The organism is Methylovulum miyakonense HT12, assembly GCF_000384075.1.
Lineage (GTDB): Bacteria > Pseudomonadota > Gammaproteobacteria > Methylococcales > Methylomonadaceae > Methylovulum > Methylovulum miyakonense.
Genome location: NZ_KB913025.1, coordinates 2,859,042 through 2,882,010 on the forward strand (window position 1 = coordinate 2,859,042; position 22,969 = coordinate 2,882,010).

The 22,969-nt window shown below is 47.8% G+C and carries 21 protein-coding genes; 5 read left to right on the forward strand and 16 right to left on the reverse strand.

Annotation, left to right across the window (positions count from 1 at the left end; translation table 11 throughout):
- The first annotated feature begins 261 nt into the window (after positions 1 to 261).
- Both gshA and METMI_RS0114240 read left to right on the forward strand, forming a co-directional pair.
- The gene (gene gshA / locus METMI_RS0114235; RefSeq protein WP_019866965.1) at positions 262 to 1,863 is read left to right on the forward strand and encodes a glutamate--cysteine ligase; all 1,602 of its coding nucleotides are present in this window, start codon (positions 262 to 264) and stop codon (positions 1,861 to 1,863) included.
- On the forward strand, positions 1,860 to 2,591 hold the full coding sequence (locus METMI_RS0114240; RefSeq protein ID WP_019866966.1) for a phosphoadenylyl-sulfate reductase: 732 nt from the start codon (positions 1,860 to 1,862) through the stop codon (positions 2,589 to 2,591). The genes gshA and METMI_RS0114240 overlap by 4 nt, the downstream gene beginning before the upstream one ends.
- 71 nt (positions 2,592 to 2,662) lie before the next feature.
- Here METMI_RS0114240 and METMI_RS0114245 read toward each other — a convergent pair whose 3' ends face one another.
- Both METMI_RS0114245 and METMI_RS0114250 read right to left on the reverse strand, forming a co-directional pair.
- The gene (locus tag METMI_RS0114245; protein WP_019866967.1) at positions 2,663 to 3,064 is read right to left on the reverse strand and encodes a hypothetical protein; all 402 of its coding nucleotides are present in this window, start codon (positions 3,062 to 3,064) and stop codon (positions 2,663 to 2,665) included.
- 197 nt (positions 3,065 to 3,261) lie between these two features.
- Positions 3,262 to 3,522, reverse strand: a complete 261-nt coding sequence (locus METMI_RS0114250; RefSeq protein WP_019866968.1) for a hypothetical protein — start codon at positions 3,520 to 3,522, stop codon at positions 3,262 to 3,264.
- Between the two features lie 271 nt (positions 3,523 to 3,793).
- Here METMI_RS0114250 and METMI_RS0114255 point away from each other — a divergent pair, with 271 nt between their 5' ends.
- Together METMI_RS0114255 and METMI_RS24175 are read left to right on the forward strand one after the other, a co-directional pair.
- Entirely contained in the window at positions 3,794 to 4,804 is a 1,011-nt protein-coding gene (locus METMI_RS0114255) for a glycoside hydrolase family 17 protein (RefSeq protein ID WP_040573114.1), read from the forward strand.
- A gap of 336 nt (positions 4,805 to 5,140) precedes the next feature.
- Positions 5,141 to 6,244 carry a D-alanyl-D-alanine carboxypeptidase family protein gene (locus tag METMI_RS24175; protein WP_019866971.1) on the forward strand — a complete coding sequence of 368 codons (1,104 nt, stop codon included), beginning with the start codon at positions 5,141 to 5,143 and terminating at the stop codon, positions 6,242 to 6,244.
- 112 nt (positions 6,245 to 6,356) lie between these two features.
- On the opposite strand, the gene METMI_RS0114270 is transcribed toward METMI_RS24175, so the two are convergent.
- On the reverse strand, positions 6,357 to 6,881 hold the full coding sequence (locus tag METMI_RS0114270) for a hypothetical protein (protein WP_019866972.1): 525 nt from the start codon (positions 6,879 to 6,881) through the stop codon (positions 6,357 to 6,359).
- Between the two features lie 416 nt (positions 6,882 to 7,297).
- On the opposite strand from METMI_RS0114270, the gene METMI_RS27030 reads away from it, so the two are divergent.
- Positions 7,298 to 7,456: a hypothetical protein gene (locus tag METMI_RS27030; RefSeq protein ID WP_019866973.1), complete on the forward strand. Its 159-nt coding sequence runs from the start codon at positions 7,298 to 7,300 to the stop codon at positions 7,454 to 7,456.
- 35 nt (positions 7,457 to 7,491) lie between these two features.
- On the opposite strand, the gene hemE is transcribed toward METMI_RS27030, so the two are convergent.
- From hemE to METMI_RS0114345, 13 genes are all read right to left on the reverse strand, one after another.
- Positions 7,492 to 8,556, reverse strand: coding sequence for a uroporphyrinogen decarboxylase (gene hemE, locus METMI_RS0114285; protein ID WP_029151713.1), 1,065 nt, complete (start codon positions 8,554 to 8,556; stop codon positions 7,492 to 7,494).
- Positions 8,557 to 8,564: 8 nt separating this feature from the next.
- A complete protein-coding gene (locus METMI_RS0114290; RefSeq protein WP_156829864.1) occupies positions 8,565 to 9,362 on the reverse strand; it encodes a GTPase in 798 nt (265 codons plus the stop codon).
- The gene (gene aroB, locus METMI_RS0114295; protein WP_019866976.1) at positions 9,349 to 10,431 is read right to left on the reverse strand and encodes a 3-dehydroquinate synthase; all 1,083 of its coding nucleotides are present in this window, start codon (positions 10,429 to 10,431) and stop codon (positions 9,349 to 9,351) included. Before aroB ends, METMI_RS0114290 begins: the two co-directional genes overlap by 14 nt.
- Positions 10,432 to 10,436: 5 nt before the next feature.
- Positions 10,437 to 10,961: a shikimate kinase AroK gene (aroK, locus tag METMI_RS0114300; RefSeq protein WP_029151714.1), complete on the reverse strand. Its 525-nt coding sequence runs from the start codon at positions 10,959 to 10,961 to the stop codon at positions 10,437 to 10,439.
- A 144-nt stretch (positions 10,962 to 11,105) separates the two neighbouring features.
- Positions 11,106 to 13,367 (reverse strand): type IV pilus secretin family protein, encoded by a 2,262-nt coding sequence (gene pilQ / locus METMI_RS0114305; RefSeq protein WP_232215231.1) that lies wholly within the window; start codon positions 13,365 to 13,367, stop codon positions 11,106 to 11,108.
- A 129-nt stretch (positions 13,368 to 13,496) separates the two neighbouring features.
- The gene (locus METMI_RS0114310) at positions 13,497 to 14,057 is read right to left on the reverse strand and encodes a pilus assembly protein PilP (protein WP_019866979.1); all 561 of its coding nucleotides are present in this window, start codon (positions 14,055 to 14,057) and stop codon (positions 13,497 to 13,499) included.
- The gene (locus METMI_RS0114315; RefSeq protein ID WP_019866980.1) at positions 14,057 to 14,716 is read right to left on the reverse strand and encodes a type IV pilus inner membrane component PilO; all 660 of its coding nucleotides are present in this window, start codon (positions 14,714 to 14,716) and stop codon (positions 14,057 to 14,059) included. The genes METMI_RS0114310 and METMI_RS0114315 overlap by 1 nt, the downstream gene beginning before the upstream one ends.
- Positions 14,713 to 15,330: a PilN domain-containing protein gene (locus tag METMI_RS24180; protein WP_019866981.1), complete on the reverse strand. Its 618-nt coding sequence runs from the start codon at positions 15,328 to 15,330 to the stop codon at positions 14,713 to 14,715. The genes METMI_RS0114315 and METMI_RS24180 overlap by 4 nt, the downstream gene beginning before the upstream one ends.
- Positions 15,330 to 16,391, reverse strand: coding sequence for a pilus assembly protein PilM (locus tag METMI_RS0114325; protein ID WP_019866982.1), 1,062 nt, complete (start codon positions 16,389 to 16,391; stop codon positions 15,330 to 15,332). The genes METMI_RS24180 and METMI_RS0114325 overlap by 1 nt, the downstream gene beginning before the upstream one ends.
- Before the next feature lie 375 nt (positions 16,392 to 16,766).
- Positions 16,767 to 19,931 carry a DUF748 domain-containing protein gene (locus tag METMI_RS0114330; protein ID WP_019866983.1) on the reverse strand — a complete coding sequence of 1,055 codons (3,165 nt, stop codon included), beginning with the start codon at positions 19,929 to 19,931 and terminating at the stop codon, positions 16,767 to 16,769.
- 106 nt (positions 19,932 to 20,037) lie between these two features.
- On the reverse strand, positions 20,038 to 21,333 hold the full coding sequence (locus METMI_RS0114335; RefSeq protein ID WP_019866984.1) for an ammonium transporter: 1,296 nt from the start codon (positions 21,331 to 21,333) through the stop codon (positions 20,038 to 20,040).
- A 19-nt stretch (positions 21,334 to 21,352) separates the two neighbouring features.
- The gene (gene glnK, locus METMI_RS0114340) at positions 21,353 to 21,691 is read right to left on the reverse strand and encodes a P-II family nitrogen regulator (protein WP_019866985.1); all 339 of its coding nucleotides are present in this window, start codon (positions 21,689 to 21,691) and stop codon (positions 21,353 to 21,355) included.
- A gap of 190 nt (positions 21,692 to 21,881) precedes the next feature.
- Positions 21,882 to 22,907 carry an agmatine deiminase family protein gene (locus METMI_RS0114345; protein ID WP_019866986.1) on the reverse strand — a complete coding sequence of 342 codons (1,026 nt, stop codon included), beginning with the start codon at positions 22,905 to 22,907 and terminating at the stop codon, positions 21,882 to 21,884.
- Positions 22,908 to 22,969: the final 62 nt, after the last annotated feature.

A 22,969-nucleotide genomic window follows, 5' to 3' on the forward strand; every position in this document is an offset into this window, starting at 1 on the left:
GGTGGTGCCTAGGGAACAAATCCGGTGAAGGGTTTGGAATCCTGGCCTTTAGCCTACGGGCTTTATCAGGGAGGTTCCATGGATGTTGCCAGCTGCTTTAAAAGTGGTTTTACCCCCTATACTTTACCCCATTCCCCCTATTCACCCGTCACCAAATCAACGGGCCAATCGCCAGCATCCCCACGATAATATTCCGCCAACCCAACAATACCCTTTATAATGGCGGCACTTTATTAGACTATTGGGGCACATACCCACGCTATGACTCATTTTACTAACACGCTTTCTGCACGCTTAGGCCAGCTGCAAGCAAACGGTTCGGAAACCTTGCTTTGCGGCGGCTTTAAGGGCATAGAGAAAGAAAGCTTGCGCATCTCCCGGGACGGGGTTATCGCCCACACGCCACATCCTTATGCACTGGGTTCGGCCTTGACCCACCCGCATATCACCACCGATTATTCCGAAGCCTTGATTGAGCTGATCACGCCGCCATTTGCGGATATTCGGGACACCTTAGGTTATTTGCAACATATCCACCAATTTGTGTACGCACATTTGGGCCAGGAAATCTTGCTGGGCGCGAGCATGCCTTGTGGCATCAGTGGTGATGAGAGCATCCCCATTGCCGAATACGGTTCGTCCAATGTCGGCAAGATGAAGCACATTTACCGCCATGGTTTGTGGCACCGTTATGGGCGCACAATGCAGGCGATTGCCGGGATCCATTTCAATTATTCCGTCCCCGAAGCCTTGTGGCCCGTGTTGCACAGCCAAGAAAACAGCCCGTTGAGTTTGGCGGATTTTATTGCCGTCTCTTATTTTGGGCTGATCCGCAATTTTCAGCGGGTGGGCTGGTTGATCCTGTACCTGTTCGGTGCGTCACCGGCGATTTGCAAAAGTTTTTTCAAAAGCCGCCCCGAATTGATGGCGCAGTTTGAACAATTTGATGCGCACACGCTATACCATCCTTATGCGACTTCTTTGCGGATGAGCGATATTGGTTACAAAAGCAAAAACCAGGCGAATTTGGATATTGATTACAACTCCTTGTCTGGCTATGTGGAGAGTTTGAGCCGGGCGATCAACACCCCTTATCCTGAATATGAAAAGATCGGTACGGTGGTGGATGGTGAATATCGGCAATTGAACACGCATATCCTGCAAATCGAAAACGAGTTTTATAGCACAATGCGCCCCAAACAAATTGCGCAATCCTGTGAAAAACCAACCGTGGCGTTAAGGCGTCGCGGTGTGCGTTATGTGGAAATGCGCTCCTTGGATTTGGACGTGTTCGATCCAATGGGCATAGAAGAAGATACCGCACGTTTTAGCGAAGCCCTATTGCTGACCTGTTTGTTGACCGATAGCCCGTTGATGACCAGCCAAGACCATCGTACCAATAACGCCAACCAATTGCTGGTCGCCCACTCAGGCCGTAAACCAGGCTTGGAATTGGCAAGAAATGGCGGCGGCATCGGTTTGCAAGAGTGGGCGGACGAGATACTGGACGCGATGAGGCCGGTGTGTGGGGTGCTGGATGCCGGCCATCCGCAACAACCTTATACGGCTGCGCTGAACACCCAACAGGCTAAGGTGGATAACCCCGACCTGACCGCCTCGGCACGGTTGTTGGCGGCGATGCGCGGACGCTCGCAAGCGTTTGCAGGTTTCGCCATTGCCAAATCGGCTGAACATGCGCAATATATTAATGGCCAACCATTAGATGAAGCCAATACCCAAGCCTTTATTGACATGGCGGCCCAATCCCATGCCAGACAACAGTTCATCGAAAGCCAGCCGCAACTGCCTTTCGCGGAATTTTTGCACCGCTATTTTACCCAAACCTGTAATGAAACCGCATGAACGCCGCTGAAATTGACGCATTAAAAAGCCAGTTACATCAAAAAAGCCCGCGCATCATCCTGAAACAAGCCCTGGCTTTATTTGACAATATCGCCATTTCTTTCAGCGGTGCTGAAGATGTGGTGTTGATAGACATGGCCTTGAACATCAGGAAAGACATCACCGTATTTTGTTTGGATACCGGACGCCTGCATCCTGAAACCTACCGTTTCTTGGAAAAGGTCCGCAAGCATTACCAGATCGACATTGAGATATTGACGCCAAACCGCGATTTATTGGACGAATTCGTCAAACGCAAAGGCTTGTTCAGTTTTTATGAAGATGGCCATCATGAATGTTGCGCCATCCGCAAGGTTGAGCCCTTGTCGCGCAAATTGGCGGGCGTGGACGCTTGGATCACAGGGCAGCGCAAAGACCAAAGCGCGGACACGCGCCAACATATCCCCGAAGTGCAACTGGACACTGCGTTTGCGACTGACGGGCATCCGTTAGTGAAATTCAACCCTTTGCTAAATTGGAGTTCTGCGCAAGTGTGGGATTATATCGAAGCGTATCAAGTGCCGTTTAATGAGCTGCATGAGAAAGGTTATATCAGCATTGGCTGCGAACCCTGCACCAAGAGCGTGTTGCCTAACCAGCACGAACGCGCCGGGCGCTGGTGGTGGGAAGCGGAGACTAAGAAGGAATGCGGGTTACATGCAGGGAATTTGAGAAGCGGCAACCATTGAGCTTAAGGCCCTTTAGTTTCTTGTCCGCAGGAAATACGGGCAGGAGCGAAGCTAGCCACTGCCCATAGCCATTATTTAAATTTGACCATTTCCTTGCCGTCACTGGAAAAGTGGCAAATCCCGGCGGCAAAATTATCGCAGTCTTTAGATTGCTCAACGGTTGCGCCAGTCGGGGTCAAATGGATTTTCAACTCGCAATAACTGGCTTCGCTTTCTGAATGTTTCTTCATGACCAGTTCGTTATCGGCCACTTGCTTGGCAACGCCGGACACATCCGCTGAACAAGGATACTTGCCTTCTTCGTTGGCGTTCGGTTCAAAATCAACATCCGCACTGACCGTGATTTCATCATTCATCTTGATGATTTTCATGTGGTGGATATGGTTGCCATCGCGTAATAGATAATGGTCGGTGGCCGCTAACACACTGCCGGAAAACAGCATCGCCATTGCCAGAAACAAACTTTTTTTCATGAGATGTCCTCGTTTTTTAGGGATTGATAGATGAAGCATGATACGCAAGCCAGCAAGGATAGCTAAGCCAGTCCGACTTGACCCAACACGGCTTTGGACATTGTACCTCACTGTAAGCCTTTACCCAAAGGCGATACCGCCGGAGGATATACAGGGCATAAAGTTTAGTTAAGGCAACTTTTAGGAAAATCACCCTGCTAACGCTGCTGCCGCCAACTGTAGTAGATTTTCCCGTCATTACACTTCCAGCTTAAGCGTTGGCTACCTTGTTCGCCCGTTTGTATGACGCATTCATGTTCGGCCTTAAATTGCTGCCAACGGCCATCATCAACATCAACGCTGGCATATAAACCGAAAAGCTTAATAAGCGCCAGTGCCAGGCCTAGGGCGATCAGGATCCCAAATGGGTTTTGGCATATCAAGGTGATGGTTTTGGTGACATTCGGGTGGTTTGCCATAGCGATATCCTCTGTTCTTAGGTAACTGTACATTTGAAATAGTAAAATAAAAATCAATGGCCTATTGTATTTTTTATTTAAAACAAGCTGGCTTGGCGTGTTGGGCATGATGCGGTGATGCCGCTACCATTCAGCTTGCATGGCAAATGGAAAAATGCAAACCCATATGGACCGCTTGCTAGCCTGTTCCTCTCAAGCCCAAGAAATAAACGCCAATGGTAAAAATCCCCTATCATATTGCTTTCCTTTTGCCCGCCCGCAGAGAGTTACCATGATCAAAGTATGTTTGTTGTTTTTATCATTGTTGCTAGTGACGTCCGCCAATGCTATCGCGGCTAATACGCTTGGCAAGCCTGATGATGCCTTCACAGAAAAACAACACGGGGCACCTATGCAGTGTGTGGCCTTTAGCCCTTACGTCGGTGCCATCAACCCGGATTGGGGGGCAAACCCGTCGAAAGAATTGATAGACACCTTATTGGACAAGATAGTCAAGGATACACCGTTCCGTTGCATTATGACTTACGGTGTCCTTAATGGCTTGGACTATACCTTCACCGCCGCCAAGGCCCGGAACCTTAAAGTCATTGCGATTTTGTGGATAGACAATGATAGCAAAGTCAATACCCAGTCCATTTCCACGGGCATATTTCTCGCGCGGACTTTCCCTGATACGATCATCAAGCTGAGCTGCGGTTCGGAAGTGAGGACGCGGCATGGTTATGAGTTTGATAGCGAAGTCAGCCGCTGCATCAATGCCATGCATGAGGCTAAAGTTTCACAACCCGTGACGACTATTGACACGTGGTGGGAATGGTGTAACCGCTCCTTAAAATGTGAAAAAACTATTTTTTCTGACCAAGTTGATTGGATAGGCATTAATGTTTTCCCTTGGTGGGAGAACCGTTTTTCTAGCCTGCATCCTTGCACCACCGCAGCACAGGCGGCAGATTTCCATCTTGCCAGGCTGAATGAAGTCCATGCGGTGAACCCTGATAAGGATATTATGATCACCGAATTCGGTTGGCCAAACGGCCCTGATAAAGACACGTCAATTAATGACAAAACCGGGCAGCGTTGCGGTATGGCCAGTCCTGAAAACCAAGCGCTGGTCGTACAATCGACATTTAAAAAATTGGCGCAAGCACAGCGTTCCGGGGTAGTGTTCGAAGCTTTTTCAGAGGATTGGAAGCCTGGCAAGGAAGGCCATTCCGGAAAATATTGGGGAATTTGTCAAGGTGAACCACCATTCACTTGTAGTAAGGCGTTCGCCAAACATTGATGGGCATTGCCGTTTAACAAGCCGCCCGGCAGGTTTTTAAGCACTGCCGGGATGTTAGGATGCCAAAAATTACTCTTAAACAAAATATTAGCGTTTTATCATTGGGGTGTCGTTTGATAGAATGTCAGGATTGTGCAAAATTACCACACGCCGTACTGTCCTAAACTTGGCCATCACCCACCCGCATATTCCCTGGCATTCCTTTTTCGCCGCCGCTATGGGCCAGTTTTTGCCGCACAAGCAAGAACCAACAATAAACGGCGATGCTGATTGGATGTCCGACTACTTGAAAAATTTTCCAACATGACGAATGTAAAACTAACCCTGCTTATTCTAATGTCACTCTGCATATCGCTGGTATCAGAAGTCAGTTACAGCCGCCATGCCGCCATTTTGATCGACGCGGATAGTGGTCAGATCATCCATGAACAGGAAGCCAACCATGCCTGGTTCCCTGCCTCATTGACCAAAGTGATGACCTTGTACATGACCTTTACCGCCTTGAGGCAAGGGGAGGTCAGATTAACTGACATGATGACCACTTCGCCTTACGCCGCCCGCCAGCCGAACAGCAAACTGGGCTTAAGGGCCGGGGAAGGCATCAGTGTCGAAGAAGCGATATTGGCGTTGATCACCCGTTCGGCCAATGATGCCGCCGTGGTGTTGGCGGAGCATCTGGGCGGGAATGAAGAAAACTTCGCCGTCCGGATGACCGCAAAAGCCCATGCCTTGGGGATGTTTGACACCCATTTTATGAATGCCACTGGCTTGCCGCATCATTGGCAAGTCACTACGCCACGGGATCTGGGATTATTGGCCTATAAGACTTTCCGCGATTTCCCTAATTATTATCCGTATTTTGCTTCACACAGTTTTTATTTCCGTGGTCATGAATTGCGCGGCATTAATAAGTTTACCGCGAATTATCCAGGCGCCGAAGGCATGAAAACCGGGTTTACCTGTGGTTCCGGTTATAACCTGATTTCTTCAGCCCAACAAAACGGCAAGCGCCTGATCGGTGTCATCATGGGCGGCATGACCAGTTCGGAACGTTATCAACTGATGACATCCATGATGGATGCGGGGTTTGGCAACACGCTAAACGATTACCCCAACAAGCACATCACCGCGATTCCAGCCAAATTCCCTAGCACGCCCCCTTACCAGCTTGGTTGCGGCCATGATGCCCCGCGCAACACCTACGCGCAATACACGCCACCCGTGAGGCACCGAAGTAAAACACTTTCCCATAGCCGTATCGCGCATACCCGTAGCCGCCACAACCCAGCCCGCCATTTGCTGGCCAGCCACAAAAAGGCCATCCGCACTGCTAAAATCAGCAGCAAAGCCAATCACCACCGGATCGCTAAAATCAGCAAATCCAACAAACTTATTCGGCTTAGTCGGGCTGGCAATACCAACTACCATCGCGCCCGCTAATACCAAATAACCGTCCTTTTGTCATTGGCGAAAGGACGGTTGTTTCCCGCCCCCTCAACTTCCCTGCAAGATAAAAATAACCGCCAGGTAAACTGCCATAGCAAAAGCAGATTTAGGTTTTTAATGGTTTCTTAGGGGGTTCCGGTTCCAAATAGGAGGACAATGCAAACCGCAACGTCAACAAGGTCATGGCCACCGGATACAGCAGGTAATGCTCCAACAAATCCAAGCTATATAACACCAACAGCATGATCATCCATGACTTGACCCGAATGTTTTTGGCAACCATCCGTAACTGGTGTAACACTTCCTTATCAATATTATCTTTTTTCCCGATAAAAAAGAGCTCGACAAACGCCGTCATAAACACAAAATACAGGGAGTAGGCAAAGAATACCGGCGTGTCATCCTTAAACAGCGGTTGCCAATATGCATACCACACCAGCAAAACGCTGCTGGAAAACAGATCATGCCAGACCCCCGTCAAACCCCGATTAACCATATCGGCGACCAGGCTGAGCACCGCTACCGTCAAGCCCCCATACAACACCCACGGCGACACCAGCCAATCCAACCAAGGGCTGGCCGCCTGAAGTAAAAAACACAACGCAAGACTAAACCCGATAAAAATAAACATAGCCCGCCTGTTGAAATTGACCTTAACGTGATTCCCTTATGCCAAAAAAATGGGGTTGAGTAAAGATAAACCTTGCCGCCAAGCTAGCGCTTTTGTGAAAAACATCCATTTATCATCAGTTTTGCACCGTCCCGCTCTTGCGGATGCCGCCGTCACCACAACGGCCAGAATCAGGTCTGGCGTATCGGCCAGAAGGTGACGTTTCCGGCCTTGGATTTGCTTGCCTGCGCGTAGCCTTTTATCCCCGCCAAAGCGGTTGTCTTGACGCTGGCTAGCGATGGATCCTAAGCTTGGATGTTTTGCCACCCTGCTTTTTGCCTGACCCATGCCCGTGTCGTGGACACGTTGTTATCCAGCGGCGACCACACCAGGCGTGTTAGCCGCCACGGTGTTTAAGGAGATAGGGTAATGGGAACGTGCTTGATAGCGATGACCATATCCTTTACAACACCGCCACGGGTGGCTTGTTCTATGATGCTGATGGTAATGCCGCAATCGCCTCAGTGCAGATTGGGATGATCGGTAAAGGGTTGCCCGTCATAGGGCTGATTTTTTCGTTATCTGAAGGTGTATAACGGAGTGTGGGTATTCCCCACACTCCGTTATAAAACTATTGGTGATAAGCCGGGCTGAAATTATGCACGGCATCCACCATCGCCTTGACATGGTCAGGGTTAATATCCGGCAAAATGCCATGGCCTAGGTTAAAGACATGTCCGGACCCTGCGCCGTATTTTGCCAAGACGGTTTTGACTTTTTCCTGGACAATTTCCGGTTTGGCGTATAAGGCGACCGGATCCATATTCCCTTGCAGGGCAACTTTATCACCGACCCTGATACGCGCTTGTTGGATGTCAGTCTGCCAGTCCAGGCCTAAAGCATCGTAACCGGCATCGCTCATCGCTTCCAGCCATAAGCCACCACCTTTGGTGAACAAGATGGTGGGGATAGTTTGCCCATCCACCTCAGTTTTGAGCAGTGCCCGGACTTGCTTGGCATAGCGCAGGGAAAATTCTAAGTAATCCTCGCTGCTTAACATGCCCCCCCAGGTGTCGAATAGCATGATGGCTTGCGCGCCTGCCGCAATTTGGGCGTTCAGGTAAGCGGCGACGGATTGCGCGAGTTTGTCGAGCATCAGATGCATGACTGATGGCTGTTCGTACATCAGGCTTTTGACTTTTTGGAAACTCTTGCTGCCGCCGCCTTCGACCATGTAAGTCGCCAATGTCCATGGGCTGCCGGAAAAACCGATCAGCGGTACGTCGCCTTGCAGATTTTTTCTGATCAATGCCACAGCATCAATGACATAGCGCAATTCGGCGGTGGGGTCTGGGATAGGGAGTTTGTGGACGTCAGCAACTGTGCTGACAGGGTTGCTAAATTTAGGGCCTTCGCCTTCGGTGAAGTGCAAGCCCAGGCCCATCGCGTCAGGTATGGTCAAAATGTCAGAGAACAAAATGGCTGCGTCAAACGCAAAGCGGCGCAGGGGTTGCAATGTCACTTCACAGGCCAACTCAGGGTTGGTGCAAAGGTTCATGAAACTGCCAGCCTGCTCACGCACTTGCCGGTATTCGGGTAAGTATCTTCCCGCTTGGCGCATCATCCATACGGGCGTGCGGCTTATCGGCTGTTTTAACAGGGCTTTAATAAAAATATCGTTTTTTAGGGGAGTCATTAGCAGATTTAAGGAGTGGTCTGAGTCTGTTCGGTAAAATGCCAGCTTAAGAACGGTTTTGTTTGGGTTAACCATTGAATGCCTAGTGTTAATCCTACCAAAATAATCACTGCGGCAATAAGTATGACGAGCGTCCGGTCATGTTTTTTTATGGGGATCAATTCAGGCAAGGCCGCGATAATGTTTCCGGGAATACCGTGGGTTTTTCGGTAAATGGCTAGGACGGCATCATCGTAAAGTTCATTAGCTGAAAGATAGGCACTTGGCTTAGTTGCCAAATATTGGAGATATTCCCCGCATTGCTTTTCAGTCAAAGGGGGGATTTCAATAATATGGCATTCATCAATAAGGGGGTCAGTGCTATTTTTGATATATAACTCATCAAGCGTCAATGCAAAAATAACACATAATTTAGCTTCACCCGTTACGTATTGGATGATTTGGGTGATGAGTCCAGGCGCTAAAACACCAGCGATATCAATGATCAGGACAATTTTATGGAAGGCAGGTGTAGTTTGCTTAGGGAGCACTTGGCGTAAGGCTTCGATGTCAAGTTCAGGGGAGCCAGTGACAAAAAAATATTTCAATGATGGGAATTGCTGCCCCTGCAAGGCATTCAATAAAGTGCTCTTCCCAATGCCCTTGGGGCCACAAACAACAATTGACGGGCTATCGTGCGTGATTAGGTGGATTAATAATTCAAGCTTTTCGGCGCGTCCCTCGGTTATCAAAGAATGGTGGTCCGGGTAATTTATATCACTCTTTGATGGCTTTAGTAGCTCGTTAAAGATATCACTCTCTACCATAGCTTTTTAAAGTAAGCACTAACAAGTCTTGATCGACATAATCAGGAAGGGTGGCCTTACCAATTTGGTTTAATAAAATTAGGCGGATTTTTCCGTCGACGTTTTTTTTGTCGACGGACATCAACTCTAAAAATTTGTCGGGATCTAGCTGTGCCGGCGGTGTTACGGGCAGGTTTGCTTTTATGAAAAGACCAGTTATACGCCCAACATCGTCATCCGTTAACCAACCCTTTCTTCTGGACAGGTCGGCGGCTTGGCAAGTCCCGATAGCGACCGCTTCACCGTGCAGATAGCTGCCGTACCCCGAACCTGTTTCAATCGCATGGCCAAACGTATGGCCTAAATTTAAAGTGGCACGGACACCAGTTTCGGTTTCATCCTCTGCAACAATTGTGGCTTTGTTTAGGCAGGATTGTTCAATGGCATAGGCGAGCGCATTTTTGTCTCTAGCGAGCAACAGGCTAATATTGTTTTCCAGCCACTCAAAAAATGGATAGTCCCTAATCAATCCGTATTTGATCACTTCAGCTAGACCTGCCGAGAGTTCACGGTCAGCTAATGTGTCTAAGACATCGGCATCGGCAATGACACATTGCGGTTGATAAAATGCACCGATCATGTTCTTGCCTAACGGGTGGTTAACCCCCGTTTTACCACCAACAGAAGAATCAACTTGGGCCAATAAGGTCGTGGGTATTTGTAAAAAGGGGATGCCGCGTTGGTAACAGGCAGCGGCGAATCCGCCCATATCACCAACGACACCGCCACCTAGGGCGATTAGGGTGGCGTTGCGGCTAAACTTACAAGCCAGTAATTTATCAAAAATAGGCAGTAAAGATTCTAGGTTTTTGTATTGCTCACCATCCGGTAAAATAACGTGTTCGACAGTATAGCCTGACAAATTTTTTAAGACAGTATCCAGATAGAGCGGGGCGATGGTGGTGTTGGTCACCACTAAAACTTGTTTGGATTTAATGTGTTTTTTAAATAGCTCTGGCTTTTGTAACAAGCCGGAGCCAATATAAATTGGATAGCTGCGGTCACCCAATTCAACAAATAGTTTTTTCATTGCTTTTAATGGTTTATGTCACGATAGGCGGCCAGGATATGTTCGACAACCTCTTTACTTTGCATGATGCCCGTGTCAACTTTAAAGTCGGCACAAGCCAAATAGAGCGGTTCGCGTTGGGCAAACAAAGTTTCTATGCGTTCTCTAGGGTTTTCGGTTTTTAGCAACGGACGTTGGGTGTCGCGGCGGGTACGTTCCAAAATCCGCTCTATCGAACATTGTAAGTAAACTATAAAACCATTTTTGATTAGTAGGTTACGGTTGGCTTCACGAAGAATCACCCCCCCGCCTGTCGCTAGCACAATACCTTGCATTTGCGTCAATTCCTGAAGCATTTTTTGCTCGCGGTCACGAAACCCTTCTTCACCTTCAAATTCAAAGATGGTAGGGATGTCGACGCCAGTCCGTTCTTCAATTGCCTTATCGCTATCATAAAAAGGCACCGCCAACGCTTTGGCTAATTGTCGGCCTATTGTTGTCTTTCCCGCACCCATAAGGCCAACTAAATAAATATTTTCTGATTTTGTCATCAAAATACCTTGCTGGTCTGATTGCCCAAAATTTGGGAATGATTTGTGGAATATTTGCAAATAAAGACTATCAGAGATTTGTCCCCACGTTAGATAATAAAAAAGGGGGGCATTATGCCCCCTTTTAGCAGTGACGAGAAGATATCAATTAGAAGTTATCTCATCTTTTATCACTTTAGGCGTGACGAAAATTAGCAGCTCCTTTTTCTCGTCGGTATTTTCTGTGCGTTTGAACAAAAAACCGATGCCTGGTAAATCGGCAAAGAAAGGCACTTTATTGAGGACATTGGTATTGGTCCCTTCAAAAATACCCCCCAAAACGACCGTTTCGCCATCGTTTACCCGTACCATAGTCCTGATGTTGCGTGTGTCAATACTAGGCACGCCACTGGTCACTGCACCAACCGCATCTTTAGTGATAAATAGATCCATGATGATGCTGCCGTTGGGTGTTATTTGTGGGGTCACATCAAGTTGTAAGACGGCATCGACAAATTGGATGTTAGGCCCGGTGTTGGCGCTGACTGTCTGATAGGGGATTTGTACACCTTGCTTGATATTGGCTTGGCAACGGTCAGAGGTCATCACCCTGGGGTTGGAAATGAGTTCGCCCCGGTTTTCATCTTGTAAGGCCGACAATTCAAGGTTAAGGACATAGTCAGCACCACGCACCAAGGTCATGCCTAACGCGCCATAAGGCGTGGAAGAAGTTCCCAGGTCAACAAGCATATCATTGGTGCTGATATTGGCTGCTGTGCCACTGCTGGTGGCTACGCCATCTTTTATGGTGGTCGTTCCAGTAGCGAGGTTACCATTCGTTCCGGCCCCACCCACACCAAAGAAGCTTCTGTTGCCAGTAGAAGCTGTGCCTGCCGTGCCAAACTTGACACCTAACTCCCTTGCAAAAGTGTTGGTGGCAATCACGATCCTGGATTCAATCATGACCTGGCGGACGGTCACATCCAGTTTTCGGATCAATTTTTTGACTTCTTCCAATCGTTTTGCCGTTTCCCGCACAATCAGGATATTGGTTCTGGCATCTACAACAGCAGAGCCACGGTCGGACAATAATTTATATTTTTCATCAGCTGCTGAAGAATTATTACCTTGACCCTGGCCAGAAGAACGTTGCATTTGGTTAGGATTGAAGTTTTGTTGCGATTGGCCGGAATTCTGGCCACTTTGCGATGAGCTGCCGCCGCCGCTACCTGATGCATTGAAGCGGGCTTGCCTGACGGAGCAATTACCAAACTGGCCAGTGTCGACCCCGTATAATAAATTCCTAAAACCTTCCGCTTTGGCGTAATTGATTTGTATATATTCAGTGACTAAAGGATCCAATTGTTCAACAACGGCTTCTGTTTCCTGTTGTTTTTTCTTGTAATCTTTGATTTTATCGAGCGGGGATATCAGCGTCACGTTCCCTGTTTCATACTTTCCCAACTCCTTTGTCATCATCACAAAATCTAGGGCTTCATCCCAAGGCACATCATCCAGTTTTAAGGTGATGGTGCCCGTGACATCATCGCCTGCAACCACATTTTGCCCGGTAAATTCCGCTAGGATGGCAATAACGCTACGTACTTCAATGTCCTGGAAGTTTAATGACAGCCTTTCGCCAGCGTATTTGACGCGTGATTTTTCCAAGACTTCTTTTTCTTCATTGCTTAAGGGGCGAAACTCAACGGTCAATAATCCGTCCGATTGGACAAGCGAATAATCATAAAGGCTATTTTGCATGACAACCGTCATAGTCGTTTCTTGGTTTCGTGAGACGGTGTCAATAAATTTGACGGGGGTCGCAAATTCGGAAACATCCAAGCGTTTAGCTAAGTTTCCATTCAGTTGTGTGTTGACAAAACTGACAATGACTTTACCGGCTTCTTCCTTAGAGTTGACTATAGTGTTTGGATTGGCCAAGGATATTAATATGCGCCCTTCACCTTTTTCGCCGCGTTTGAAATCGAAACCGCTGATAGTTTGTTGTGGCATCAGGCTGGTAATGGCCGAGTTAGCTGATGATTTCGTGATTTGTGGGTGGCTGGCGGAAGGTATTTTAGGGTTGGGTGGCCTGTAGGTATTAGCTAGTTGGGAACGGTTGGCATTCAAAGTGATAAATACCTTATCCCCCACCACTTTGGTTTCGTAAGGCGCTGATTCGATTAAATTGAGTACAACACGAACCCGGTCTGCAGCTTCTGCAATATAGATGCTGGTGGCCACACCGCGATTTACAGGAAATATTTTTTTACCTAAGCCATTTTTTGCACCTGGAAAATCCAAGGCGATACGGGCAGGATTTTTGGTGTCAAATACTTTTGGTGCAGCTACGGCTTGGCTCATGTCTAGCCGAATCTGTAATTTGTCACCTGCCAGTGTGGCAACATCAATGCCAGAGAGAGTCAAGTCACTGGCTTTAACTGGGGCAATTTGAAATATACATAGCAGTAAACCCACGCTCATCAGAGCATTTATGGTTCGCTCCATTTTCAACTTCATGTTAGCTTGTTTATTTTTCATTCTTTGTCCCCAAAATCACTGTGTCAACGCTAAGTAAGTTTGTTGCTCGCGCCATGTCCCTGGTTTATCAGGTACTATTTCCAATAATTCAATTTTTTCCGTACTTATGCGTATGATTTTTCCAAAATTTTTGCCCATATAATTTCCAACTTGAACGCGATGTATTGTTTTGTCACTGGCTTTCACCAATCCCCATAATTTTGATTTCATTACGACGGTTCCTGCCATTTTTAAGCCATCTAGTGGAAATGCTTCCAATTCTTCCTTGCGGCGGGTGAAATCAGGCTTTAGCCCGTTACCTGTATTAGGCCCTTCACCTTGAAAAGTTTCCGGTTCTTCCAGTGGCTTAAAAGGGTCACGTAATGTGTCTACGGGGAATACGTAGGGATCGACCATTTTAATTTCGGGGAGCTTTTCAATAGCCCCTTTAGGCCTTGCTTTAACTTCAATGATGTATTTTTTTAAATCTGCAAAATCAGTATCGCCGCAACCAGGTAACAATAAAAAAATAAAAACATAACTGAGGTGTAACTTTGCCTGTTTGTGGCATCTCAAATGTAATTGATCATCCTTCATCACTTAGTACCTCTTTTTTTGCCGGCCACGGTTTTTGACGGTGGGGCGGATGCTTCAGTGCTTTCATTATATGTTTTTACTGTGGCTTTCATCTGCATTTCGCCTGTTTTAGGAGCTTTGGCATCTTTAGGGGATTTTTCTTTGTCCCGGGGAACGATGCTGACATCATGCAAAGTGACAATTCTGGGCAAAGAGGCCAAGCCGCTAACAAATAAACCAAGTTCTTGGTATTTGCCAATAACTTCAATGCTTATTGGCAATTCAGCGTAAAAATCTTTGTGGATTGCCGGGCTGGGTTTGAACAATCTGATTTCCAGCCCGCTAGCCAGTGCCGTTTGGGAAATGTCAGTCAGTAAACTGGCCACTTCTTCTTTCGTTGGCATTTGCCGGATCATTTCATAAAGTTCCGCTTCAATTTGCTTCAACTGATCCTGATAATCTTCGAGGTTGACGGCTTTCCTTTGCTTGGTTTCAAAACTGGATTTCAATTCTTGTTCTTTATGCTCAACCGCATCCAGGGCCTTAAGTTGATCAACGGTATGGAAATAAATGCCCGCGCCCAAAACAGTTGCGCTGACAAGAAAAATTGCCCCGGCTTTGACTGACCAAGGCCACTGTCCTGCGGCATTAAAATCCCAGTTAATATCTGACAGATTCATGATTGGCCTCTCGTACTTGCCGCTGGGATTTTGGTTTTGTTATCCTTAAGTTTTTTCTCCGCTTCGGTGGCTTTTTTGCCCTGTTTTGCATGCAAGGTAAAATCGCTCAATAATTCAAGGTTGGCTTTATCGGGCGACTTGATAATATTAAGGGTAGGGGAATTCAACCATTCTGAGGCTTCAATATTCCTCATCATCGCGGAGACGCGCGCATTGGATTGGGATTTGCCTTCAAATGTCAAGTCTGTGCCGAGCTGGGTGAACTTATTTAGGAAAACACCATCTGGCGTGATCCTAGGGATTTCATCAAATAAATGCACAATTTCAGGGCGGCTTTCTTGAAGTTTTTGCAGAAGGTCTATTTTGGCAAGGAGCTTGCTTTTCTTTTCTTCAATGGTGTTAATGTCGACGATTTTTTTGTCAAGCAAGGCAATTTCGTTTTGTAACAGCCTGTTCCTTTGTTCTTGATATGACGTTAAACCTTCAATGTAGGTATGGATGATTCCGAGGACCATGATGGCAACGAGGGCGCCTAACGCCAAAGAGTTTAAAAAATCTTGTTTTTTCTTCTTACGTAGCTCTTCCCGCCAAGGCAAGAGGTTAATTTTCGCCATTAGTCAAAACTCCTTAATGCCAAACCACAGGCAATCATCATTGAGGGCGCATCATTACTCAAGGTTTGAGGCTTTACTTTGTTGGATAGCTTCATGTTTACAAAAGGGTTTGCGATGTAAACCGGGATGCCTAAGTTTTTTTCAATCAGTTGGTCAACACCTTGAATTGAGGCGCAGCCTCCGGCCAGAATGATCCTGTCTATGCTCCTGTTCGCGCTTGAAGAGACAAAAAATTGTAGGGAGCGTTGGATTTGTTGGACCATCGCCCTTTTGAAAGGATCCAATACATCGGTCGAGTAGTTGTCAGGCAAACCACCGTGCCGTTTTGCCAAACCGGCCTCTTCGTAGGAAAGCCCATAGCGGCGCTGGATTTCTTCAGTTAACTGTTTGCCGCCGAAGCCCTGTTCACGCGTGTAAATATTACGGCTATTATGGAGGACGTTTAAGGTTGTAATGGTTGCGCCTATATCCACAATGGCCACGGTTTGGCCCTCAATGGAATCGGCAAATTGTTCGGCAAGCAAAGAAAAGGCATTTTCCATTGCAAAGGCCTCAACATCGACGATTTTCGTTTTCAAGCCCGCCTTGGCGAGGGCTTCGACGCGGTTTTCGACATTCTCACGTCTGGATGCGGCAAGCAGGACATCAACCATTTCCGGGTTGCTTTCGTTGAACCCTTGCACTTCAAAATCAAAGTTCACTTCGTCAAGCGAGTAAGGCACATATTGGTCGGCTTCAATCATAATCTGCTCTTCCATTTCGTCTTCGCTTAAAGATGCGTCCATAGTGATGATTTTGGTCATCACCGACGAGCCGGCCACAGCGACGGTCGCTTGTTTTAATTTGGTGCCGGACTGTTTTAAGGCGATTTTAATGGTGTCCGCGATCATGTTGACGTTGGCGACGTTTTTATCAATGACCGCATCTTTTGGCAGAGCCGCGACCGCATAGCTTTCTACCCGGTAACGGACACCTAAACGGCTTAATTCCAGCAATTTTACCGCCGCGGTACTTATATCAATACTCAGAACAGTGTTCTGTTTATGATTAAACCATCTCATAACATATCCTTAAAAAACGTGACCATGATGTGATCCATAGATGATAACTTTCATCTGTATTAATATTTAACGCAACCATAAAACGAGTTAGCTCGGAAAAGTATAGTAGTCTTTTTTTGAGATGCATAAAAATTATGCAATTGGTTTTGGAGATTAAGAAAAACTGGTGACAAACAGTTAATTCGGAGATCAGACAGAACCCTATTTTACATGGCGTGGTCTTGAAAAAAATAGCATATCAAATAAAAACTTGGGGATTGATAAATTTGGCCGGCTGAATTGCATAGGGCCGCGCCTTGACGCTAATTCTAGCGGAAAAACCACAATTAAACAGACGTGGCGGGCACTTAAGTCATCTGAGTGTGATATTTATCACTAATTTACTTTCAAAGACAATAGGCTGGCGATTTCTTTTGTGTCTTTATTAGTGTCGACTACCGAATCTAATATATAAATACGTTCTTGGGCGATGCCCGCTTGCTGTACGAGGTGTTTGGCGATAGCCCGGGCCCGGTCATTTGCCAGTTCCTTTAAACGTTCCTGTTCTGGATTGATGATGCCCTGTAGCTTTTGTTTGGCGACCTCATAAAATTGTTGTCCCGCTTTGGGGTTTTTCAATTGGGGGATGCCCAGCAGTGACTTTTCAGCCAGCAAGGGGAATTTTTCTATGAACATATCTGCGGTTAGGCGGTGGTAATCGTCGTTGGAAATCTCGACATATTCAGGCCGTATTTTCCGGGAATTTTCCTTGTTTATCTCGTCGGCGCGGCGAATTTTAAGTTGGTCGTAGAGGGCGTCATCGCTGATAGCCGGCCAGTCCTGCCCTTCAATAGCCGAGCCTTTTATGTCCAGCATCAATTGCGGGCGGGCGCGTAAGGCTATGGCGATTTCATTGAGTTTGGCCTGTTCAACCTTGTCCAATGTCGCGTTGCCGGCTTTAAAATGGATTGTGCTCAAATTGCTTTCCTCGTGGCGTGTAAGTGACGCCAAGGCGCTGAAAGGTGAGCTGATGATTTTGCTAAAGGTATTGGTCAAGGCATCTGTGATGACGGCCCTGATATTAAATTGGGGGCTGTCAAGATTGCCGGAAACGGGCACATCGATTTTTATTTTCCCACGGTCATCTTTAAGCAAGGCGACCGCGAATTTAATGGGTAAGGAAACGGTGCCAGGATGATCAATCCGCTCACCGAGCTCGAACTGGTCTATTAAGAAATGATTGGAGGCCGTCAGCTTTTTATCAGCGATTTGGTAGTGAAGGTTTAATGTCATTTTGCCCTTTTCGACTTTATAGCCAGCGAATTGCACCATATAAGACGATACCAGGGGCATCGGCAAGCCGTTGAAGTTGATTTTTGTATCATATTCGCCGAGATAGGGGCTGATTTGGCCATTTATGTCCACTGGAGCCAGATCATAGGCATTCCCTTTTAAAGCGACTTGGATTTGGCTGTTTTTGTCTGAAGAGACGCCGCTTGCCCCGCCATCGAGACCCTTGATGTGCGCGGAAAAAGGCAGGAATAAGGAGAGGTCGGTAAAGTCCGATGAGCCATCAATAATTTGGACTTTGCCCAGTTTGAAATAAGGGCGGTTGCCATCGGTTTTTTTCTGTATGGTAACGGTTTTGTCAGGATTCTCTTGGGTGGCCAATAGGTCCGAGAAATTGACCGTCTTATCTTTTCTTATGGTGACCCTTGCATAAGGTTTGTTGATGACCAATTCACCTGCGGTGTAACGTTGGCTTGGCACATCGACCACCATGTTGTTCAGTGATAACTTCCCCCATTTTAGGAGGTCTTTATGCACGCGTTGGTCACGGATCAGCAAATCGTCAATGCTGCCGTTGCCATTGAATTGGATATCGACGGGGTTGGCGGCGGATTGTTTAAGAAATAAATTACCGTCGGCATTCAACATGCCGTCGATAATGTCCAAACGGATGAATTGGTCATAATAGGGTTGGAATTTTTCCAGATCGATATTTTTGACGGTGGTGGCGATCTTAGTGCTGAAGGGGGCCAATAAAACCTCACCTTTTAAGGCGACCAGGCCGTTTTTGTTCACCCCTGCGCTTAATTCGAAGGGTAACCGGGTGGCGGGGCTATTGCTGTATCCGTCCAATTTTAAATGGATTGGGTGTAGCGCCAATGTGGTGGGTTTGGGCAGGGTCCGGTCTTCAAAGTTGATGGCGCAATTGTCTAAAGCTATGTTGCCAATATCAATCTGCCAGCCCACCTTAGGCGAAGGCGAGGCTGTTGTGGGTGACGGCGCGTTATCCGCCGCTATCAAGGCCTGGTAATTTATGGTCCTGTCTGCATTTAACCAAGCATTGATGTCCGCATCCTTGATGGCCAGGGCATTGGCCTTAAAGGTGTGTTTGTCCAGGTTGGCTTGGAATCCCCGCACTTCTGTCATAGGGAAGGAAGCAAGGCTTTTCGTTTGGTCACTTATGCCCAAGCCTTTAATGCTTAAAGAGCCATCATTAATAGTTAAATTTAAGTGGCCGTTACTACCGCTCAGTTGATAACTGGCATCGGCATTAAGTTGGGCAAGCTTGCCGAGTAGCTTGTCTTCAGCCTGGAGATCGTTGCTTTGGGTTTTGGCGGTTTTGGCGTCCAGTTGCCAACCCTGTCCGGAATAAACAAAAGCCAATGCGGTTTCATGTTTAAAGTCAGCCGCCTTGATATATTTCCCTGGTTGCGTGTAGCTAATATCGCGCAAATCAAGGGTGGCTTTAGAGACGCCTAATGTCAGTTTGTCTTCCGCATATTTGGCATCATAGTCTACCGCCAGTGCATTATCCCCGTTGATACTAAGGCCGCTTTTAGGTGCGAACCGGTCGATAATCTTGGCCAAGTTAAGGTGGTCAAATTCGAGGCGGCCTTGGCTGCTAAAGGGGCTTAAACCCAGTTGGCTATGCCAGACGGCATGGCCGCCCGATTGCAGGGAGAAGGTCAAACTGAGGTTTGCAGGTTTGCTGATCCGGGTGCTGATCCCTTCCGCGACAAACTGCATGGGGGTCACGGTTTCTATCCAGGGGGGCGTGGATTGGGCATCTTCCCATACCAACTTGCCTTCGGTTACGGAAAGCTTGTCAATATCCACTGGGAACACCGTGCCAGTATCCTTTTTAGGTTCACTGTCCGGTTGTGATAAATCTTGGAAATTGAACACACCCTCTTTTTGCCGGGCCAGGTAAATCTCCGGTTTTTTTAGCGATATTTCGTTGATGGTTAAGGCGTTTTGCTGGAAAGACCGCTTTAGGTCAAGTTGGACTGACAATTCCTCAAAAGCAATAAATGGCCGCCCATTTTTCTCACGGATGACAAAATCATGTAAGCCGATAGAGAACGGCGATAAACGGATGTTGATGGCGGATATGGAAGACTGCCTGCCGGTTTTTTGTTCAATAAGGCGGGGCAATTGCTGGGTTAATAGCGGAGGTAGGCTGTAGACAGCGATAACTGCCGTCAGCGTAATGATGCTGGCAATAATTGCCAGGGTTTTTAGGATGAAAAGGGCGGAATGTCGGCTATCCATAGGAGGAAAGTTTTTTCAGCATTTATTCTGCTTGATTATAAACAAAAAAGGCGGCACTCAACGGTTTAAAGCGCCGCCTTTTAGATAAATGCGTCCAGGAAGCCGGTTATAAATCAAGGTATCCTGTTTCTTCGTGAAGGACGGTGTCCAATCCTTGCACTTCTTCATCGGCACTGACGCGCAGCCCTAGCCAGGCATCGAGCATTTTCAAAATCAGGTAGCTGAACAATGCGCTCCAGATAATGGTGACGACTATAGCCAGCGCTTGTACGCCCACTTGCTGCAAAATGGACACGCCATCTTTAAGGCCTAAGCCACCGAAATTACTGGCGGCAAATACGCCTGTTAATAGTGATCCGGTGATTCCGCCAATCCCGTGGACAGGGAACACGTCCAATGAATCGTCTATTTTTAAGGAGCGCTTGACATATTGGGTCGCATAAAAACAGACAAAACCGGCAGTGACCCCAATGACCAAGGCACCAAAAGGGCCGATAAAGCCCGATGCCGGGGTGATTGTGCCCAATCCTGCGACCATGCCCGTGACGATGCCCAATACGCTAGGTTTACCAAACCGTTTCCATTCGATGGCCATCCAGGTCAATGCCCCCGCGGACGCACCGATATGCGTGACCAGCATTGTCATGCCTGCATGGCCATCCGCCGTCAGCGCACTGCCAGCGTTAAAACCATACCAACCGACCCATAGCATACCCGCGCCTGTGACCACCATGGTCATATTGTGCGGCGGCATGGCGGTGGTTGGAAAACCTTTACGGTTACCCAACACCAAAGCGGAAACCAAGGCGGCGATGCCGGCGTTGACGTGAATGACGATGCCGCCCGCAAAATCCATCGCCCCCAGGTCCGCCAGCCAGCCACCACCCCATATCCAGTGGCACACCGGCAGATAAACCACAACCAGCCATAAAGCGCTAAACCATAACATCGCCGAGAATTTCATCCGTTCGGCAAACGCGCCGACAATCAACGCGGGCGTGATGATGGCGAAGGTCATTTGGAACATAAAATAAACCGTTTCGGGGATGTCGCCAGTGAGCGAGGAGGTGTCCATGCCGGAGACAAATATCTTGGACGCGCCACCGATAACCTTTTGGAAGCTGCCGCCATCACTGAAAATAAAACTGTAGACGCCCGCCAGCCACAAAATGGACACTAAGCATGTGATGGCAAAGCATTGCATTAAAACTGACAAGACATTTTTACTGCGCACCAGGCCTGCGTAAAACAGTGACAGGCCTGGGATCGTCATGAACAAAACTAACGCCGTGGACGTTAGCACCCAAGCGGTATTGGCCTGGTTGATGCCATCGGCACAGGCCAGCCCGGGCAGTAAGCACAAGCCTGTGAGCAGGCTTTTATAATTATTATTTGGGAACATTAGACATCCTTGTGTGATATTAGATGGCATCCTCGCCAGTTTCGCCAGTCCTGATGCGGATGACCTGTTCCAGGCTGGTCACAAAAATTTTACCATCGCCGATTTTGCCGGTATTGGCGGCTTTGACAATCGCGTCAATGGCCTTTTCCAGCACATTGTCCGCCACGGCAATCTCCAATTTGACCTTGGGCAGAAAATCGACGACATATTCCGCCCCCCGATACAATTCGGTATGGCCTTTTTGCCGCCCGAAGCCTTTGACCTCGGTTGCTGTCACCCCAGCCACACCAATTTCAGACAAAGCTTCGCGCACATCGTCCATTTTGAATGGTTTAATGATTGCAGTTATTAGTTTCATTTTATCTCCTGATGGTTTGTTGTAAGGCTGTTGTTATTAAAAGAGGGGAGTTTACAGAGGGGCAATCATAGTGAATTCTTTGGCAACATACAATGAATGTGGTCGAGAATGGCGTCCGCCCAATTTTTCGGGACTTATTTTGATAAATTAGAAAAGCCTGGGCGAACGTTGGAAAACTGAAGCGTTTGGGTTAAACCCCGTGCAGTGCCCGTTCCGGAAATTGCATGGTCATGCAATGCAGGCTGCCATATTGGTGCACCAAGGGCCGGCAAGGCGTGGCGATGAGGGTGTGGTTTGGGAAGCATCCGGCCAGCCGTTGCAGGGCGACAGCGTCATTGGGGTCGTCGTAAACCGGAACCATGACCGCACTATTGATGATCAAGAAATTTGCATAATTGGCGGGCAATTGCTGGCCTTCTTCATCAAAAACCGGTTGCGGCATGGGCAATGGGATGAGCTGGTAAGGCGCATCCGATGTTGTGCGCAAGGCTTGCAATTGCGCTTCCATGTTTTTCAGGCTGGCGTAATGCGGGTCATTTTCATTGTCGCAGCTGGTGTAGGCGATGGTGTCGGCCGTGCAAAACCTTGCCAACGTGTCAATATGCGCGTCGGTGTCATCGCCTGACAAATTAGGTTGGTCTATCCATAACACCCGTTCCGCACCGAAATGTTGGCGCAGTTGGCTTTCGATGTCTTGTTGGCTTAAGCCACGGTTGCGGTTAGGGTTTAATAGGCATTGCTTGGTGGTCATGACCGTGCCGCGCCCGTCGCTTTCGACGCTGCCGCCTTCCAGGATAAAGGCTATGTCTTGGTGTGGCGTGGCTTGGAATAACGCATGGTTTAACAGGGTGTGGTTCAGCGCATTGTCGAAATCGTGCGGATATTTTTCGCCCCAACCATTAAACGTGAAGTTAAGCAGGGTAGGGAGCCCGTCCTGTTCCACAGTCAAAAACGCCGTGTCACGCACCCAAATGTCGTTGGTTTGGGCGTGGATGAAACGGATGTTGCCGGTGCCACCTAGCAGGCCTTGGATATGCTGTTCGTGGACGGTATCCTTGCAGACAATGACCAGCATTTGGTATTGGCTGATGGTGTTGGCGATAAAGGCATAAGATTGCTCGACTGTGGCCAAGCGGTTGCTAAAATCGCCCGTTTGGTGGGGCCAAGCAATTAAGACGGCGGATTGTGTTTCCCATTCGGCTGGAAAGCGTGTCATTGATACTCCTGGGTTGGTTTAAAATTCCCCCGGTTTTCTGGGGATCGGGCGCCTGTTTGTTT

Bases quoted from the DNA above. Each gene is read 5' to 3' on its own strand.
- gshA (WP_019866965.1), top strand. From the start codon at position 262: ATGACTCATTTTACTAACACGCTTTCTGCACGCTTAGGCCAGCTGCAA.
- METMI_RS0114240 (WP_019866966.1), top strand. From the start codon at position 1,860: ATGAACGCCGCTGAAATTGACGCATTAAAAAGCCAGTTACATCAAAAA.
- METMI_RS0114245 (WP_019866967.1), bottom strand. From the start codon at position 3,064: ATGAAAAAAAGTTTGTTTCTGGCAATGGCGATGCTGTTTTCCGGCAGT.
- METMI_RS0114250 (WP_019866968.1), bottom strand. From the start codon at position 3,522: ATGGCAAACCACCCGAATGTCACCAAAACCATCACCTTGATATGCCAA.
- METMI_RS0114255 (WP_040573114.1), top strand. From the start codon at position 3,794: ATGATCAAAGTATGTTTGTTGTTTTTATCATTGTTGCTAGTGACGTCC.
- METMI_RS24175 (WP_019866971.1), top strand. From the start codon at position 5,141: ATGTCACTCTGCATATCGCTGGTATCAGAAGTCAGTTACAGCCGCCAT.
- METMI_RS0114270 (WP_019866972.1), bottom strand. From the start codon at position 6,881: ATGTTTATTTTTATCGGGTTTAGTCTTGCGTTGTGTTTTTTACTTCAG.
- hemE (WP_029151713.1), bottom strand. From the start codon at position 8,556: ATGACTCCCCTAAAAAACGATATTTTTATTAAAGCCCTGTTAAAACAG.
- METMI_RS0114290 (WP_156829864.1), bottom strand. From the start codon at position 9,362: ATGGTAGAGAGTGATATCTTTAACGAGCTACTAAAGCCATCAAAGAGT.
- aroB (WP_019866976.1), bottom strand. From the start codon at position 10,431: ATGAAAAAACTATTTGTTGAATTGGGTGACCGCAGCTATCCAATTTAT.
- aroK (WP_029151714.1), bottom strand. From the start codon at position 10,961: ATGACAAAATCAGAAAATATTTATTTAGTTGGCCTTATGGGTGCGGGA.
- METMI_RS0114310 (WP_019866979.1), bottom strand. From the start codon at position 14,057: ATGAAGGATGATCAATTACATTTGAGATGCCACAAACAGGCAAAGTTA.
- METMI_RS0114315 (WP_019866980.1), bottom strand. From the start codon at position 14,716: ATGAATCTGTCAGATATTAACTGGGATTTTAATGCCGCAGGACAGTGG.
- METMI_RS24180 (WP_019866981.1), bottom strand. From the start codon at position 15,330: ATGGCGAAAATTAACCTCTTGCCTTGGCGGGAAGAGCTACGTAAGAAG.
- METMI_RS0114325 (WP_019866982.1), bottom strand. From the start codon at position 16,391: ATGAGATGGTTTAATCATAAACAGAACACTGTTCTGAGTATTGATATA.
- METMI_RS0114330 (WP_019866983.1), bottom strand. From the start codon at position 19,931: ATGGATAGCCGACATTCCGCCCTTTTCATCCTAAAAACCCTGGCAATT.
- METMI_RS0114335 (WP_019866984.1), bottom strand. From the start codon at position 21,333: ATGTTCCCAAATAATAATTATAAAAGCCTGCTCACAGGCTTGTGCTTA.
- glnK (WP_019866985.1), bottom strand. From the start codon at position 21,691: ATGAAACTAATAACTGCAATCATTAAACCATTCAAAATGGACGATGTG.
- METMI_RS0114345 (WP_019866986.1), bottom strand. From the start codon at position 22,907: ATGACACGCTTTCCAGCCGAATGGGAAACACAATCCGCCGTCTTAATT.